Source organism: Pseudoalteromonas sp. Isolate3, assembly GCF_022398505.1.
Classification (GTDB): domain Bacteria; phylum Pseudomonadota; class Gammaproteobacteria; order Enterobacterales; family Alteromonadaceae; genus Pseudoalteromonas; species Pseudoalteromonas apostichopi.
On sequence record NZ_JAKEVN010000018.1, the window covers coordinates 19,218 to 36,477 of the forward strand.

14 protein-coding genes are annotated in these 17,260 nt (G+C 39.4%); 3 read left to right on the forward strand and 11 right to left on the reverse strand.

Translation table 11 applies throughout. From position 1 onward, the window contains the following. The gene (locus L1D46_RS06130) at positions 1-1,323 is read left to right on the forward strand and encodes a Na+/H+ antiporter family protein (protein ID WP_239977077.1); all 1,323 of its coding nucleotides are present in this window, start codon (positions 1-3) and stop codon (positions 1,321-1,323) included. A 31-nt stretch (positions 1,324-1,354) separates the two neighbouring features. On the opposite strand, the gene L1D46_RS06135 is transcribed toward L1D46_RS06130, so the two are convergent. Then, positions 1,355-3,325 carry a response regulator gene (locus L1D46_RS06135; RefSeq protein WP_168990015.1) on the reverse strand — a complete coding sequence of 657 codons (1,971 nt, stop codon included), beginning with the start codon at positions 3,323-3,325 and terminating at the stop codon, positions 1,355-1,357. 173 nt (positions 3,326-3,498) lie between these two features. Between L1D46_RS06135 and yvcK the strand changes: the two genes are divergently transcribed. Then, a complete protein-coding gene (gene yvcK, locus L1D46_RS06140; RefSeq protein ID WP_167657662.1) occupies positions 3,499-4,404 on the forward strand; it encodes a uridine diphosphate-N-acetylglucosamine-binding protein YvcK in 906 nt (301 codons plus the stop codon). Here the strand turns inward: yvcK and L1D46_RS06145 are convergent. Beyond that, positions 4,369-4,701: an Hpt domain-containing protein gene (locus tag L1D46_RS06145; RefSeq protein WP_054561483.1), complete on the reverse strand. Its 333-nt coding sequence runs from the start codon at positions 4,699-4,701 to the stop codon at positions 4,369-4,371. The two genes, yvcK and L1D46_RS06145, sit on opposite strands and share 36 nt — an antisense overlap. A 20-nt stretch (positions 4,702-4,721) precedes the next feature. Between L1D46_RS06145 and L1D46_RS06150 the strand changes: the two genes are divergently transcribed. After that, positions 4,722-5,756: a glycosyltransferase family 4 protein gene (locus L1D46_RS06150; RefSeq protein WP_239977078.1), complete on the forward strand. Its 1,035-nt coding sequence runs from the start codon at positions 4,722-4,724 to the stop codon at positions 5,754-5,756. Here L1D46_RS06150 and L1D46_RS06155 read toward each other — a convergent pair. The 9 genes from L1D46_RS06155 to L1D46_RS06195 form a co-directional block, all read right to left on the reverse strand. Continuing rightward, positions 5,725-7,179, reverse strand: coding sequence for a sigma-54 dependent transcriptional regulator (locus tag L1D46_RS06155; protein ID WP_239977080.1), 1,455 nt, complete (start codon positions 7,177-7,179; stop codon positions 5,725-5,727). The genes L1D46_RS06150 and L1D46_RS06155 overlap by 32 nt on opposite strands. A 103-nt stretch (positions 7,180-7,282) precedes the next feature. After that, positions 7,283-8,740, reverse strand: coding sequence for a SpoIIE family protein phosphatase (locus L1D46_RS06160; protein ID WP_239977082.1), 1,458 nt, complete (start codon positions 8,738-8,740; stop codon positions 7,283-7,285). A gap of 8 nt (positions 8,741-8,748) precedes the next feature. Further along, positions 8,749-9,447, reverse strand: a complete 699-nt coding sequence (locus tag L1D46_RS06165; protein WP_167657658.1) for an AAA family ATPase — start codon at positions 9,445-9,447, stop codon at positions 8,749-8,751. Beyond that, complete coding sequence (locus L1D46_RS06170) at positions 9,444-11,510, reverse strand: SLBB domain-containing protein (RefSeq protein WP_239977083.1); 2,067 nt, start codon at positions 11,508-11,510, stop codon at positions 9,444-9,446. The genes L1D46_RS06165 and L1D46_RS06170 overlap by 4 nt, the downstream gene beginning before the upstream one ends. Position 11,511: 1 nt before the next feature. Further along, positions 11,512-12,369: an OmpA family protein gene (locus L1D46_RS06175; RefSeq protein ID WP_239977085.1), complete on the reverse strand. Its 858-nt coding sequence runs from the start codon at positions 12,367-12,369 to the stop codon at positions 11,512-11,514. Between the two features lie 8 nt (positions 12,370-12,377). Then, entirely contained in the window at positions 12,378-12,698 is a 321-nt protein-coding gene (locus L1D46_RS06180) for an STAS domain-containing protein (protein WP_239977086.1), read from the reverse strand. Positions 12,699-12,884: 186 nt separating this feature from the next. Further along, positions 12,885-14,696 carry a sugar transferase gene (locus L1D46_RS06185; protein WP_239977087.1) on the reverse strand — a complete coding sequence of 604 codons (1,812 nt, stop codon included), beginning with the start codon at positions 14,694-14,696 and terminating at the stop codon, positions 12,885-12,887. Positions 14,697-14,705: 9 nt separating this feature from the next. After that, positions 14,706-15,785: a glycosyltransferase gene (locus tag L1D46_RS06190; protein ID WP_239977088.1), complete on the reverse strand. Its 1,080-nt coding sequence runs from the start codon at positions 15,783-15,785 to the stop codon at positions 14,706-14,708. Beyond that, the gene (locus L1D46_RS06195; protein WP_239977089.1) at positions 15,782-17,257 is read right to left on the reverse strand and encodes a GNVR domain-containing protein; all 1,476 of its coding nucleotides are present in this window, start codon (positions 17,255-17,257) and stop codon (positions 15,782-15,784) included. Before L1D46_RS06195 ends, L1D46_RS06190 begins: the two co-directional genes overlap by 4 nt. Between the last annotated feature and the right edge of the window lie 3 nt (positions 17,258-17,260).

Here is a 17,260-nt window from a genome sequence, read left to right on the forward strand (position 1 = left end):
ATGAATGCAGTAATTGTCGGCGTTATGTTGATGCTGATCCTGACACTTTGTCGAATTAATGTCATTGTAGCGATGACAGTAAGCGCTATTGTTGCGGGTTTGACCGCAGGCCTAGGTTTATCTGAAACCGTTAATGCATTTAATGATGGTTTATCGGGTGGCGCTGAAATAGCGCTTAGCTATGCGATGTTAGGTGCGTTTGCAGTCGCAATCTCGAAGTCGGGTTTAACACGCATTTTAGCGTCTAAGTTACTAAAGCAAGTAAACGAAAACAGCCATAAAGGCGAAACTACACTTAGTTATCTTATATTAAGTATCATTTTACTATGCGCAATTTCATCACAAAATTTGATACCCGTTCATATTGCATTTATCCCCATTCTAATTCCACCCCTGCTGGTTGTTTTTAACAAGTTGCGCCTAGATAGACGTGCTATTGCATGTATTTTAACTTTTGGTTTAGCCACTTCTTATATGGTGTTACCTTATGGTTTTGGTGGCATTTACTTATACTCGATACTCCACAAAAACCTCACTGAAAATGGCTTAGAGATTGTTAATACTCAAGTTCCGATGGCAATGATAATTCCAGCAATTGGAATGTTGTTTGGCTTATTCGTTGCGGTGTTTATCACTTATCGAAAACGCCGTAGTTACGACTCGCATACTTTAACAGAACAACAAAATGAAGTTGTGATAGAACAACCTAAAAAGGTATTAGTTGTGGGCATAACAGCCGTACTTTGCTCTTTAGTCGCACAAAATATCAGTGATTCAATGATCCTTGGTGGTCTTGTTGGTGTGGCCATATTTACCTTGTTTGGTGTTGTAAAACTTGAACAAAATGGTGATGTTTTTAGTAAAGGCATCGCTATGATGGCGATGATTGGCTTTATTATGATTTCTGCACAGGGCTTTGCTTCAGTTATGAAAGCAACGGGTGATGTAGCCTCATTAGTTAGCTCTGCAGCAGGTATCATTGAAGGTAACAAACCTCTTGCGGCTGCATTGATTTTACTCGTTGGATTACTAATAACCATGGGCATAGGTAGCTCGTTTTCGACGGTGCCAATTATCGCGACTCTATTTGTACCATTATGCATGGAACTAAATTTTTCGGTAATGGCTACAGCTGCACTGGTTGGTACTGCTGGAGCACTAGGTGATGCAGGCTCCCCTGCTTCTGACTCAACACTTGGCCCAACATCCGGTCTAAATGCAGATGGTCAACACGACCATATTTGGGATTCAGTGGTGCCCACTTTCATCCATTTTAATATTCCGCTACTTGTTGCTGGCTGGGTTGCGGCAATGGTGTTGTAAAATAAAGAAGCCCCATTATTTTGGGGCTTCTTTATTGGCTAAACAAAATGCGTAGTGCGCGGTTTAGATCATGAAATCGAATTGGTTTGGTCAGCACTTTGTTCATACCAGCCTCAAGGCAAATGGCTTTATCTTGATGTGATGCATTAGCTGTTAAGGCAACAATGGGTAAAGTCATTTTTAATTCTTCACGCATGTATTTAGTTGCGGTAATACCATCCATCACTGGCATCATCATATCCATAAGAACTAAATCAAAGTGTTGCTGTTGTACCTTATCGATCGCTTGTTGGCCATTATCTGCAAGGGTAACGTGGTGATTGAGCTTTTCTAAAAAGGTTTTGATTAGCACTTGGTTGGTTTTGTTATCTTCTGTAACAAGAATAGCCATTGGTTCAAGAGTTTGCTCATGCTCTATTGATTGCTGATCATCGGCAACAACAGAATATGGAATATAAATAGTAAACTTAGTGCCTATATTGATTGCACTAGCTACTCTAATCTCGCCTTTCATTAAATCAACAAGGCTTTTGGTAATGCTAAGCCCAAGGCCAATCCCTTCTACTTGTCGATTAACTCCATAGTCATGCTGTTTAAAGGCATCGTAAATGCTGGCTATTTGAGATTGAGAGATCCCCTGCCCAGTATCTGCTATCTCAAATAACAAATGGGTATCATTGAAGTCAGCGTTAAAATTAACTGTGCCTACTTTGGTAAACTTGAAGGCATTATCTAAAATATTAAACAGAATTTGCCCGACCCGGACCCCATCAATATTAATTTTGTTGGGTAAGCCATCGCTTATCTCTGTGGTAAACAAGACATTAGAGCCTTGAGTGGTTTCTTGAAACTGTGCAGTAATATTTTTAACCAGCGCATTTATATCTGTTGCTTTAACATCAAGCTCCATCGAGCCACTTTCAATTTTTGAAAAATCCAGTACATCACTGATCAAATCAAGCAATAAGTCAGCGCTTGAGTTTGCGTAATCAAGCCAACGAGTTTGTTTGTCATTAAGTTCTGAATCGGCTAACAACTCCAACATGCCGACAATGGCGTTCATAGGAGTTCTGATCTCATGGGACATCACAGTTAAAAACTGTGACTTTGCTTGGTTTGCTTCTTCTGCTTTTTCTTTTGCTAATTGTAGTGCTTGCTCACGCTCTTTGTTAACCGTGATATCTTTTGCGATGCCTAAATAGCCGCGAAATTTCCCGCTTGAATCAAATTGTGGCTTACCACTCAAAGAGACCCAGGCCGGAGGCGACGAATTAACTTCAAATTCAAAATCTAAAAACTCAGCATGATCTGCCAGCAAGTGTTTAAAGTGTGACCATTTTTTTAACTGATTTTGTTCTTGCTCAGTGATAATGGCATCAAAATTTTTATGTAAAAAATGGCGTTTGTATAAGTTACTATGGCTGGCGGTAGTTAAAACATTAATAAAGTGCTCATCTTTATTAGTACGCCAAAACCATTCGCTGGCGAAGTCTCTGAATAGTTCTGATAACTCTCCAAGTCTTGTTAGTAAAGAGGTTGAGTGAAACTTTTGCCGGTTAAGCCTTGTTTGCGCAGCTAATTGAACCGCTACTTGCTGTAATAAGATCTTGATTGCGGTTTGTGATTTATCATTAAAACTAGCCTGCTCTTTTATATCGAAAAAGACCAAGCACTGCGTTGTGTGTTCAGAGATATCAACATGAAAAATTAGGTTATTTACGAACTCATTACTATAAAACAGTGAGTTATCTTCATTAAATAACCACTGTGACTGCGCTTGTTGTAACTTTGACTTTAATATTGTTTCGTCAAATTCAATGTACTTAATAGTACGCATTTCAAGAGATGCTTTTGAATCTTCGAAATTTATTAAGCAAAACTCTTTAAACGAAAAATATGGCAGAAGCACTTTTTCAAGTTGAGCTTTTAATGCACGGCTATCATTTATGCCATGAAATGCCGTTAGCTCAAGTTGTAATTGCTCTAAGTTTAACTCTGCCATTGCCATTCCTAGTTAATATTGCATCGCATATTGCAAATATAGAAAACAGTTCTCAGTTTAGCCATAAAAATATCAAAATAAATTATTTAAATTTCATTGTGTTATATAAATCCGAACACTTGGTACGGGCCATGCAAACTAAATATTAATCAAGTTTAACCAAGTTGACTGTTATGAAAATAGTATGCATAGGCGGCGGACACGGTTTATCCCATATGTTAAGTGCAATTAGACCTCACTGCGCCGAACTGACAGCTATCGTTGCAACCACAGACAATGGCGGCAGCACAGGTAAATTACGTAAAAGCCAAGATGTAGTTGCGCTTGGTGATATTAGACGTTGTTGTTTGCAATTAGCTGATAGTGACTCATTAATCCATCAAGTTTTTCACCACCGTTTTGATGGTGGTGAACTCAATGGCCACAGCCTAGGTAATTTAGCCTTATTAAGCTTAACCCAACAAACTAACTCAGCAACTCAAGCGGTTGCATGGTTCAATGCTATGTTGGGTAATTCAGAAACGATTCTACCCATGTCAGACGAACCGACTGATTTACTAGCGGTTATGTCATCAGGCATCAAAGTATTTGGTGAATGCGATATTGATTCACAAGAAGAGCTCCCAGACTATTTAACGCTCTCACAAGATGTGAATGCTGCTCCTGGTGTGGTTAAAGCTATTGAAAACGCCGATATGCTAATAATTGGCCCTGGAAGTTTAATTACCAGTGTAATGCCTGCCATGTTAGTTGAAGACATAGCTAAAGCGGTGCAACAAACATCAGCATGCCGATTGTTTATCGAAAATATTGCCAAAGAAGCCAGCGTAATTAAATCGCTCGATATGCAACCGGTTGATTGGCTCGAAGGCATGCTTGGTTACCGGTTTTGTGACATGAGTATCTCTTTAGATGCGCTTAGTGAAATTGTGTCTCACTTTGACGATGTTGTTAAATCGCCAAACCAGCAGCACGACATTGAGCAGCTAAGTAATGTATTTGGCGAAATATTAAAAATGCCGTTAAGCCTAGAAGCTGAGGAACTAGTCAGTAGCAATCAAACTTTGCGCGTGAGTTAGCGTTTGTGCAAATTGGTCTTGCAGTAAGGCTATTAAGCTTTGTAGTTCATCGTCAAATTGTGATGCCTTCGCTTTTTGCTCAATTTGTTCTGCAAGGCCGCCTACGGCTAATGCCCCGTAACTACGGCTACTGCTTTTTAAACTGTGGGCATTTATTTCGATTTCAGACTGTTTCGTTGCGTCAGCAAGATCAGCAACGATTTGGCGGGACTCAGTGATATATACCTGCAAAAGTTGTTTTGCTAGGTCGTCACCAACATCCTGTTGTAATTGCGTATAGGTCGCAGTATCTATCATGGTCTCACCTTGGAGTGAATATGAAATACAGTGTTATTTTATTCGTAGATTCAAGCTTAATTGGTGGCATCGAAAGCCATTTGATTGCCATGAGTAAGCTGTTAGAACGATATAATATTATGAGCTCGGTACTATTTTATCAAGATCATAATAACCGTGAATTATATAAGCGCTTAGAAAATGCAAATATCACTTTCGGTTTTGCTGGCGGAAATTTAAAAAGCTTGAACGAAATACTAAAAATGTTTCCTCGCTCAGCGTTAATCCACACCCATGGGTACAAGGCAAGTATCATGGGCAAGTTAGTGTGTCGCTGGCAAAACCGCCCTTGTATTTCAACCTATCATGCCGGTGAAGCAGGCACGGGGAAGGTTTATTTTTACAATAAGCTCGACAAACTGCTAAGTTACTTTTCACTTAACTTTGCTGTTTCTAGCAAACTCACCGAAGAGCTTTACAATGCTGAATTACTTGAAAATTTTATTCCAGTAAATGAGCATACTAAAGTTTTAGGTATAAAAAATAATGATCAATTAAACGTTGGATTTGTTGGTCGTTTATCCCATGAAAAAGGCCCTGACATTTTTATTGAAACAGCCAAACGATTCAACACACCTAACTTAAAATTTCATATGTTTGGTGATGGCCCTATGGTCAATGAGCTTGATATGTCAGCGGTGAGTTATCATGGCCAGTGTGACCAACGAAAAATATGGCAACAACTTGATGTATTGGTGATCTGCTCTCGGGCTGAAGGTCTACCTATGGTGGCATTAGAAGCTATGGCACACGGGGTACTCGTTATTGCATCGCCTGTTGGTCAGTTACCACAGATAATAAAGCACCTATCAAATGGGTTAATGATGACTGAAAGTACAAGCGACGCTTTGCATAAACAGCTGAACAACGTACTTATGTTGAGCGTTGATCAAAGAAGTTACATGCAAGGCAATGCACAAAAACTTGTTCAACAACGTTTTTCTGGAGAGCAGCAATTTAAGCAGCTAGATAGAGTCTATAGCTCTAGCTTACTTGCATCTCTTCCCAGCTTTTAATTTTACGATAAATCGTAGATGGACTCACATCCAAAAGAGCTGCAGCTTTAGGAATATTGTTATCACAAGCATCAATGGCTTGCTCAATATAACGTTTTTCTACTAACCAAAGCGGTTCAATATCAGCTTGAGAAAATGCTGTTACTACTTCGCTCATTACAGGAGCAGATTCTGTTGTCGGTGTTACAAGGCTCTTTGTTGCCATGCTTTCTGAATTAACAGTGGAAATAGCAGCTGTGGCTGTATGTGTTTGGCCTTGTGCATTTGGTAAGGCTGGGATCATACTCGCTTCTATATAGTCTTCATCATGCAAAACGAGAATGTTACGAATAGTATTTTCTAATTGGCGAACATTACCAGGCCAGGCATAGCTTAAAAACAAGTTTTTAACCCCTTCTGACATGCCTTTGTATGCTCGTCCTTCTTCTTTACTGATCTTTTTAAATAACGCATCAGCAATTTCTATTACATCTTTACCACGCTGATTTAATGGGGGTAATGCAATAGGGATAACATGTAAGCGGTAATATAGGTCTTCACGAAAACGGCCTTCTTGCACTTCTAATAATGGGTCTCGATTGGTGGCACAAACAAAGCGGACATCAACTTTAACTTCTTTTTCGCTACCTACTTGCTGATAACAACCGGTTTGAATAAAGCGCAGTAGCTTACTTTGTAAATTTATGTCCATTTCACATAGTTCATCTAAAAACAAAGTACCGCCATCGGCTTGTCCTGCGGCCCCTTCCCGGTTGGCTATCGCACCGGTAAATGCTCCCTTTAAGTGACCGAATATTTCACTCTCAATTAAATCCTTAGGGATAGCTGCACAGTTAAGCGCTACAAAAGGTTTATTAGCACGAGGTGAGGCTAAATGTACCGCACGGGCGCACAGCTCTTTACCTGTACCACTTTCACCGGTAATAAACACGGTTGCTTTACTTGCTGACGCTGATTTTATGATTTGGTAAACAGATTGCATTTCTGATGAGCTACCAATCAAATCATAGTATTTACCGTTCTCGTAAGTTGTTTGATAACTTTTGACTGTTTGTTTTAAATCTTTAAGTTTTAATGCGTTGTTTACTGTAATGCGAAAACGATCGGCTTCGATTGGTTTTTCTAGAAAGTCACTGGCACCGAGTTTAATGGCTTTGATTGCCATTTCTTTAGTAGCATGCCCTGTTAAAACAATCACTTGTGGTGCTGTATCCGAGTCTAAAGATGATAAAATATCTAGCCCGTTCATATCTGGCAGCATAACATCTAAAATCACTAAATCAGGCTCAAACTCCTGCAGAGCAACTACGGCTTGTTCACCATTGTAGGCAATGCGTGTTTCGACCCCGGTTGGGATCAAATATGATTGGTACATCAGCGCTAGCGATTCTGTATCTTCAACAATGAGTATTTTAGGTGGCATTACAGACTTCCTTTATTATCGTTTTATGCTGAGATAAAGTGATTATTTAACAGTTCCTTATTAGTAGCTTAGTGCGTATTTGACCGGTTTGTAAACTCAAACTTTAGTGTTTATTGATCACAATTAACGAGGCATCGTCTATTTCAGCAGTTAACTCAACCTGGCTTGCCTGCCAAAGTGCATAAGCAAACTCTTCACTTTGCACATTTTCGTCAGTTAATTTAGTAATAATTTGGTCTACATCGCTTAATTGCTGATTATCAAGCCAACCATCGGTGAATAATAAAATGTGTTCAACGTCATTTAAGTCATAACTATAATGTTGATAAACATGATCATCACTAAGGCCTAGTAAGGGATCAGTGCCGCTTAGCTGGATCAATTTGCCATTTTTGGTTATCACACAGGGGGCTGGGTGGCCTGCGTTAAACCAGTGAAGTGTGTTATTTTCAATAAAACTTATTAGTAAAGTGACTAGACTATTTTTACATAACCGCTGTTCATACAGGGCTTGGTTTAAGGTTGTTAAAACGTTTTGTATTGGGATTTTTGTTGCTAAACAGCCACTTAAAAAGCCCTTTATGGCAAAACTTTCTTTTAGTGCTGTTATACCGTGCCCCATCATATCGCCAATGATCACGGGCGCTTGCTGCTGGTGGGGGTACATACAAAAATCTCCTCCATTTTGGCTGATAATCGAGCCAAAATTATAGGCATTAAACTCCCCTATTTTTTGCCTTGTTTGCATACGCTCTTCGTTAATTAAATACTTTAATGCAGAAAAACGATGCACAATGCGCTCGATACTTTGTAATAACCGAGTTTTGCTAACGGGTTTTACTAAATAATCATCAACACCTAACAGGTTTATACGTTTTATAAGTTCTTCACTGTCATCACCTGTCAGCATAACCACAGATAAATTAGTTTTTAGGTTAGATTGATTAAGCTTTTTAAGTAAAGGCTCACTTGTGCCATTTTTAAGTTTATGATCAAGCAATAAAATTGTTGCCCCAGAGGTGAGAATTTCTTGCCAACCCGATTCACTGTCTTCACAGCAAATAACCTGAAAATGCTCAGATAAATAAGCATTCAGTAAAGCAAGTTGTGCTTTATCATCGTCTATGTAGATAAGCGTGGGTCGTTTATCGATATTGGTTAAACAAAAAGAGAATGTATTCTGTTGGCCAACAGTTTTATAACAAGCGTTTGGAAAGTAATGCTTGATGAGCGCAACCCCCATCCCCCCTTCAACTAATTCACCACTGTCTAATTGCCACCCTGATGCTTGTTGATTAAATAAATCATAGCTTGGCATGCTGTCTTTAAATTCTATTAGCAGCTGTTTATCGGGCAGTTTATGCATAGCAAACTGCACATGCATTGACGTTTCTTGGCTATGGCGTAACAGATTAGTTAGGTATTCGGTTGCTACTAACCCTGCTGCATCTATATCTTGATTTTTAACACTGATCGCCGTCAAAACATGTTTTAAAATATGGCGAATCTCACTGACTGTAGGCCAGTCTAAACTAAATGATCTTTGATATAAGCAGTCCATACAGGTTCTCAATAAGGTAAAAACAACCAGCGCTGTTTAATAACTTTGTTTAACAAGTACTCTGTGAGTTTAGGCCATTTTGGTTGAAACGCTTTGAGCGTTTTCACGATGCGGCTACCCAATGGAGCAAACTGATGCTGAGCGACAACAACTTTTACGTTATTAACGCCTGCGTGTTCTAGATTTGCCATACCGTGACATAAAGCTTCTTCGTCGTTATAACCAAGAGATACCGTTAAAAATGTGAGATCAGTACACAAACTCAGAGCATGCAGTGGTACATTGCCACGATTGCATTTAAGAGCAGGGCTCATATCTAAAAAAATATAGTCGTACTCTTGCTTTATGCGCTCAATAGCATCATTTAGTACACTTTTATTTTTGACCGATTCGAGCTCTTTAAGGTGCTGCATGGTGAGCAAATCTACTTGCTCAGTATTGATAATATTCAACTGACATGAAATATCACTGAAGCACCAAGACTCCGGTGTTTCTGGCTTTTCGAACTTAAATGGATTTAACGGATTTAAGTCGATAATCAGCACTTTGGCGGCTTGCAAACTTAAGCGTTTTGCGACACTGGCACAAAGTGATGTAGAGCCCTCGTTGCCGGTTAAAGATATAAAGCAAATACAACGCGCTTTGCTGTTATCTATTTCATTACACACGGCTTCAAGTTCTTGATATTGTGCTGGTATTAGTTTCATAAGCCCACCACTAAAGCTACAACAGTAATAAAGTCTAAGAAGTTTGATTTAAACTGGCTCATTAAATCCTGACCTTTGTCTGGTACATACAGGGTATCGCCAGCACGTAACACAGGGATATACGCTGAGTTAGGGTTTTTAACGAACTCTTCTAAATCAAATACACGAGACTGCTCTTTACAGCATGAATGATTTACCACCACGATTTTGTCGATAAGCGCTGAGCTTGATGGGCCGCCCGCTTCTGCAAGTACATCAAGTACGGTCATAGTGTCATCAAAGCTATAACGACCAGGCTTTTCAACTGCGCCCATGATGCGAACTACTTGCTCTTTTGGCGTACGTAACCAGTCTTTATCTTTTTCTGGGATATAGATGGTATCGCCCGGTAAAACGTGTGGAAATAAGGTTTCATCACCGGTTTCAAAATACAATGCAAGGTTTAATTTACTGACTCTTGCAGCATTGCCGTTACGATGAGTAATACGAATATTGCGTAAGTCAGCGTTATCTGTAGGGCCATCAGCAGCGGCTAAAATGTCGATAAAGTGCATATTAGTATTAAATGCATAGCGACCTGGTGAGCCCACCTGCCCCATAATGTAAATAGACTTGCTTGATTCTTGACGGATCCATTGAGACTTATTGTCTGCAGGGTCAACTGGTAACTCTTCAACAATAATGGTATCGCCGGCAATTAAACTTGGTAGTGCATACTTACCCGAATCATTTATGGTGTATTGCTCTAAATCGAAACGTTTAGTCACCTCACCGTTTCTAACAATTTTAATATCATTAATATTGGCACCTTTAGTTGGGCCGCCGGCATGCGCAAGTAAATCAGTAAAATCCATTTCAGGGCTCCACTCATAACGACCGGGAGATAAAATGGCACCAATAATTTTGATTGCACGTTTTGGTGGTACTTTTAACCAGCTTTTTTCGTTTTGATCTGTTTTCTCTGGGACAAAAATGACATCCCCTGGGTTTAGGCTTGGCACTTTTACTGTTACTAAACCTTCGCTGTAACCTTGTAGGTCAAATAAAATACTTTCACCCGCAGGGGTTAAGATTTTAATCTGGCGAGTTTCAGCAAAACGGGTCGGGCCACCTGCATTAGCAAGAATATCTAAAAAACTGGTGCTTTCTCCTGCTTCATAAGCGCCCGGCTTTTGTACTTCGCCCATGATATAAACCGTTCTTGAAGTCGTATTTACATCATCAACCATGATTGGCACATAAATGGTTGAGCCCGCCTTTAGCTCAGGCATAGTGTCGTTGTTTGGTTTATCTAGATATGCTTTTAAATCGAACACAACTGGTGTTTTATCAACGATAACGCGGATTTTGGTTACATCGGCATAACGAGTAACACCTTCAGCACGCATTAGCGCATCGAGTACACTCATGTTTTCTTTAAATGAAAAACTACCCGGATTATGTACTTCGCCAAGTAAGGTAATTGCACTGTTATCACTCGCATCACCTGATGCACTTAAGGTTTGTGCATCAAAATCAATTTGTACGTTACCTAGTAGTGGAGACACTGGTACAAATACCGTGTCAGCACTTTGTAATACAGGTAATAAATCAATGTTGCCAGAGTCTAAGTAGGCTTTATAGTTAAACTCAATCATCTCGGTGCCACGGCGAATTTGTAAACGGTCTAATTGAGCGCCTGGTTTTAAGCCGCCAGCACGGGCGATGACCATTTGAATGTTGCCATCTTTAGGAATACTTACTTGTGATGGGTCGTTCACATAGCCCATAACATTGATAAAAATATCTCGTGAATGAATTTCGACATAAAAGTCATCCATCGCCACATACATTTCACTTAATGCTATGCGTAGTTGGTTTTGCACATCATCTAGCTGTAAGCCTGCTACTTTAAAACGACCTAGCTCTGGTAAGGTAATAGCCCCTTCTTTATCAACTTCAAACGGTTCGCTAAATTCAGCTTCGCCTGGTAGGTATAAGTAAAGTTTATTACCGACTTCAATCTCTTCTGCGAAAGTAGGTAACGCGAATATAAGTAAGCAAAGTAAGATTAACTGTTTCATGTTATTGCTCCTTAGGACCATTTAAGATTTTAGTCCAGCGGGATAATGCATGTTTTTGTTTAGTGGCTTTATCGTCACTCATGTCGATAATAATTGCCTCTACTCGTCTATCTGAATGACGTTTAGAACGTGAGTCAGGTTCGTCGCTGTACGGTGTTAAACTACCTTGCGTTAAGGTTGTTATTGTCGCTGGGGTTACACCATAAATACCTAGCCAGTGTTTTACAGTTTCTGCACGCTTAAGTGCTAACTCATAGTTGTTTTGTTGCTGACCACTAATGTCAGCATGACCAACAAGCAGTAAGTTAACTTCATCAACTTGTTTAATTAAGTCAGCCGCTTGTGCTAAACGTGTGATGTATTTAGGAGTAACCTGAAAATCATTAAGCGAGAACTGGTTATCACTATTTAAAAGCTCAGTGATCTGGTCTTTAAGTGATGCTGTCATGTTTTTTTCAGTATCAGTAACGCCTGCACATTGGCTCATCGCATTAACAGTTTCAAAGTGCTTCGCAAGCTGATTTAAACCGTGATAGTGAATAAGTAAATCATGCTCAGCATCAGACCACATTTGCGCTGCTATTAGGCGTCTTATACGGTTTTCGTATATTTGTGCTTTTAGCAGTTGTGCTGGCATACATTGCTGTATCCCTTGTGCTTTTAATAAATCTAACTTTAAAACATGATGCTCAAATTCACTTAGCACCACGGTTTCTTGTGTGTCATAGATCATCTCGTGTTGTTCATCAGTAAGCGGATAATTTTGATATTTTTCTGCCCAGCCTCCTTGCCCCTCATCAGGCCAAGAAGCACATCCACCAAGCGTTAGCAAAATGATTGTAAATAGTATGTGCTTCATAAATCACCTCACGCGATATCAGCTTGTTCGATAAATGGAATCGTCTTATCAACTCTTAATAGACTCATTAGTTTGTGTGGTTGCCCAGACACATTAAGCAGTGATAATTTTTGCCCTTTTTTCTCAATACGTTTATATAAGAACACCATGGCACCAATGCCAGATGAATCAATAAATGTAGTAGAGCTAAAATCGAGTACCACACTTTGCTGTTTGCCATGTGCAACTTCTTCAAACTGATCTTTAAAGCCATCGACGGCTAGACCAGAAAAGTCACTAGGTAGTGAAATTAGTTTGGTATCTTTAGAAAATGATGTGTTGTTAGCCATGATCTTCACCTTAGTTAAATTGGTTAGTCATAGTAACTAGTACAACTAAAATGCCAGTTTATAAGGTTTTGAAATTTAAAGGCTAAATGATGGGGTGATGCATAATGCAATTAACTTTTTGCTGTTAATTTGCATTATGCAACGTGATTTGCTTAATTTATTTGATAAAAAAGACGTGGATTGGTATCACTGCCCTTTGCCTGTAAAGACAACTTGTAATGTTTTAACCACAATTGAAAACTCAAGCTTCGCCCAAGCACGCGGTGATGACATACTCAGTGAATAGGCGTAATCCCAGCCAATTTTACTGCGTGCATCGTCTATGGTTTCGTCATAACCGTTCATCACTTGAGCAAGACCAGAAATACCTGGTTTAACCCCGTAAGTACGCTGGCAAAAATAAGGGATGTCTTTTTCTAATTTACCATAAAAAACAGGACGCTCTGGTCTTGGGCCAATTAATGACATCTCGCCTTTGAGCACATTAATTAATTGCGGAAGTTCGTCAATTCGTGTTTTACGCATAAAGCGCCCTACTGCCGTTATTCTTGGATCATCTTTACTGGCCCACACAGCACCAGAACGCGACTCAGCATCAACCACCATAGAGCGAAACTTATAAACATAAAATAACTCAACGAAGTCATCTGAGCTTTCACCCACTCTAAGTTGCTTAAAGATGATAGGACCTTTAGATGTAAGCTTTATAGCCAGCGCTGCAATTAAACAAACAGGCCAAACTAGACTAAACGCAAATAAGGCACCTGCAATATCTAAGCTTCGTTTGATGACTCTAATAACAGACTTGGTTTGTGCTTTACTCGCAGATTTTACACGTTGCCAAGGGGTGTCGAAGTAACCTTGTTCATAACGAATGATCCCCCACAGTGCTAAAAAGTAGCTATTTAAGATGTAATTAACTTTATCGACGATAGGAATGCGTTTTTTAAAGGCGAATAGTGTTTTAACAGCTTGTACTGCGTGAAGTGACAAAATGCCTGTAGCAATCAATTGTGACCACACAGATTGCGTGACGATAGCCTCTATAAATACACAAGCATAAATACAGGCTAAAATAATTGGCATAATCCCACGTAATACTTTGTGCGAGAAAAAGTTCATACAAGTCCACCCTAAACGCGGGTTAAGTAATAAAAAAAGCGCTTTTATTTGTTGCCAATTACCGGCACCTAATCTTACTCGGCGTTTATAATCCTCACTTTGCTCATCGCATTCTCGCTCGTAAATGACTACTTCTTCATCAACAACGGCTTTACCACCTTTGCTTAAAGCTTTCATTGATAGCACGAAGTCGTCGTTAATGGTGTTTTTCTCTAATTCATTTGCATACTCAGCTCGCATGGCAAACATCGCGCCTGGTACGCCAATCACAGCGCCAAGGTTTGATTCTGATTTTTTCACTTGGTTTTGGTACTGCCAGTAGGCTTTTTGCGCATCTGGTGCATTTTCATCTAAGGTGTAAACACCTGTCGAAATTGCCACTTGCGGATCACTAAATTGCTTAGCTACTTTGTTTAATGCATCAATGCTCAATAAAGCACTAACATCAGTGAACATTAAAATATCATTGTGATATTTCGCCACCCCCATCAAGGTATTTAACCCTTGTACTTTACCTTGGTTTTCATCACGATGGTGAAAATAACACTGCACGCCTTGCTTATGTAATACCTGCTGTGCTTGAAGAGCTTGTTGATAGCTTTTATCGGTGCAACCATCAAAATAAACATGAATAGAATAATGATGAGTGTCATATACTAGTGATGCTAGGTTATAAAGCTTTTCTGCAATATGCTGTTGTTCATTGTAAGCACACATCAAAACAGCAATATTCGGTGTGTAGTTGTCATCAAAAACGGTTTGCTTGCTTGTTTTTTGCTTTTTGCCTGCAACACACTTTAGTAATAATGGGTAGCCAATATGATGATATGCAGCAATACACATCAAAATGATAAATAATGTAGTAAAAATTGTCATGTTCGGCTCCTATACTGCTAAAGCAGAATATAAGTTGTCGTATTTACTACTCATGGTTCTGGCATCCGCAATAGCAATAGCGTGATGACGAATACATAAACCATGCGGAAGTCTACTTGCTCTTAAAATAGCCGGTGCAAGTTTGTTAAATTCGTGAGGAGACACAAGTTCACCTTCATTCTTAGTAAGAACTTCATGAATGCCTCCAACATCGGAAGCTACAACCGGAATACCACACGCCATAGCTTCAATAATCGATAATGGCAAACCTTCACGCTGTGAATACAAACACATCACGTCGATACTCGAATAAAAGGCTCGCATGTCCTGTACATTACCTAAAAAGTGCACGCGTTCGTTAAGGCCTAAATTACGTACAAGATTCATTAAAGTGACTTTCTGTTCGCCGTCACCTGCAAACACAATATGGTAATCCTGAGGTAAATAATGCAAAGCATGAATAAGATCTTTGTGACCTTTTCCTTCAATTAACCTGGCCGCACAGCCAACCAACTTAGCTGTGTGGGGTAAGTTAAGCTGACTTCGAGCCGTTGTTTTATTTATAGCCACAAAGGTATCGAAATCTATACCATTTAAAATTGTGCGCTCAGGAATGATTGATGTTTTAGCTCTAAATTCGTCAGCAACAATACGTGCATCAGCAACCCAATAAATATTTGTAAATAAATCCAGTAATTTAGTGAAAGTACATTGCTTAACATTATTTAAATACCACGCGTCGTGAATAGTTGATATATGACGCACTGAATCACCGGTCAACGCACAAGCAATACCAGCATAGATAACAGGACCAACATGATGGCTGTGAATAATATCGATATTATGCTCTTTTATTAATGCCTTTATTTTGGCGATTACAGAAATACTGACGCCTGGTTTTTTGTTTAAACAAATGACTCGATGGCTATATTGTTCAAGCTCAGGCCATTGCTGAAACGCAGATTGTCTGTCTCCCTCAAGAGAAACAATAATACTCGAGCTACTAAATTGACTGTTTTTGAGTAAAGTAATTGCCATTTTTTCTAGGCCACCTACTTGTAGGTGTTGAACTAAGTGCATGACATTCATGATTTATCTCCTTCAATATTACCGAAGTTAGATTCGGCATTGACGATAGGAAGTACTGTTACCACCTCTGCGCTGGTAAGTTTTTCGATGGTTTTAATATCTTTTAAGTGACTGTCACAAAGTGCAGCAACAAATACGCTTGCACTACCTGTGAAAATTCCAAGCACAATGCCAACGATAACGGTCATCAGCATTGATGTATTGATAGGTTGTGTTGGGCTATAAGCTCGCTCAATTGTTTTAACTTTGTCAGGTCCTTCGTATTTAACTAATTTGCCCGTAACTTTGGCCATTTCGTAACGGCTCAGCATGTCTTTATAAAGTGATTGTTTAACATCGTAATCACGCTCTAGTTTACGTAATTGTTTTTCTACATCACTGGTTACTAACAGACGTTCACTGACAAGCTGCACTTGCTCTTCGAGCATTGCAAATTCTTGCTCTTGCTGAAGTAAATTATTACGGGCCTCTTCAAGCGCAAGAAGTTGTGATACTAAAACACTGCTCTCTTTACCATCACCAGACGGAAGCGTATTAACCATTTGCCATAACTGATCAAGATTCGTTGTGTCTAGCTCTTCACTAGATGCTAACAGCGCCTGTTGTCGACTTTTTAAGTTTGCCAGTGTGCGTTTTTTCTCGATAATCTTGCTATGTTTATCGGTATAGCGTGTTCTCAAAAGACTTAATTCAGATTCAGTACGAATTATCTTTTCTTCTAAATTGCCTAAAATTGGATTGGCCTGCCCTACTTTACTCACTAAGGCATTCAGTTTTGCTTTAGCCCCTGAAAGAGCAATCAGCTTTTGTTGTTTTTCGCTTAGTAAGCTGTCGAAGGTTTGGCGATTGCTATGTAATACATCGGGTAAGGTATTACTGTTTTTGGTTTTAAAATCAGCCAGGGCTTCTTCAGATAACTCAAGTTCTTCGCGTAAACTATCGAGCTGTTTAAAGAAAAACTGCTCAGAAGTATCAAGTGACGCCTTTGTTGGTGCTAATAAACGTTCAATAAATTTTTCTACCACCTTTTCAAGTACTGGCTTCATTTGTGATTGGTCATGCCAAATAAAGTTAATGCGGACCAGCTCATCGCCAATTAACGAAAGTGATAACGCTTTAGATAGTTTTTGATGGATTTCTTCAACTTGTTTTGGCGTAGCATCTTCAGCTATTAATTGGGTTTCTTTTGCTACTGCAATAAGTACCTTACGACTGATAACTAAGGTACGCAGCGCTGCCATACGATCAGAAAGCTGAAACGAGAAAGACAGATCATCTAAGTAAGGATTAAGTAGTGCAGACTCTTCAATTAAGATGGTGGCGTGATTGGTATATTGTTTTTGCGCAGATAAGCCAAGCGCAATGACGACGATTGGCACAATGCAAAACGGAATAATAAAGAGCTTAATACGCGTGTAAAGCGCATAAAGCCCTAAATAAATTAACCGTTTGATCTGCTCTTTAACTAACATACT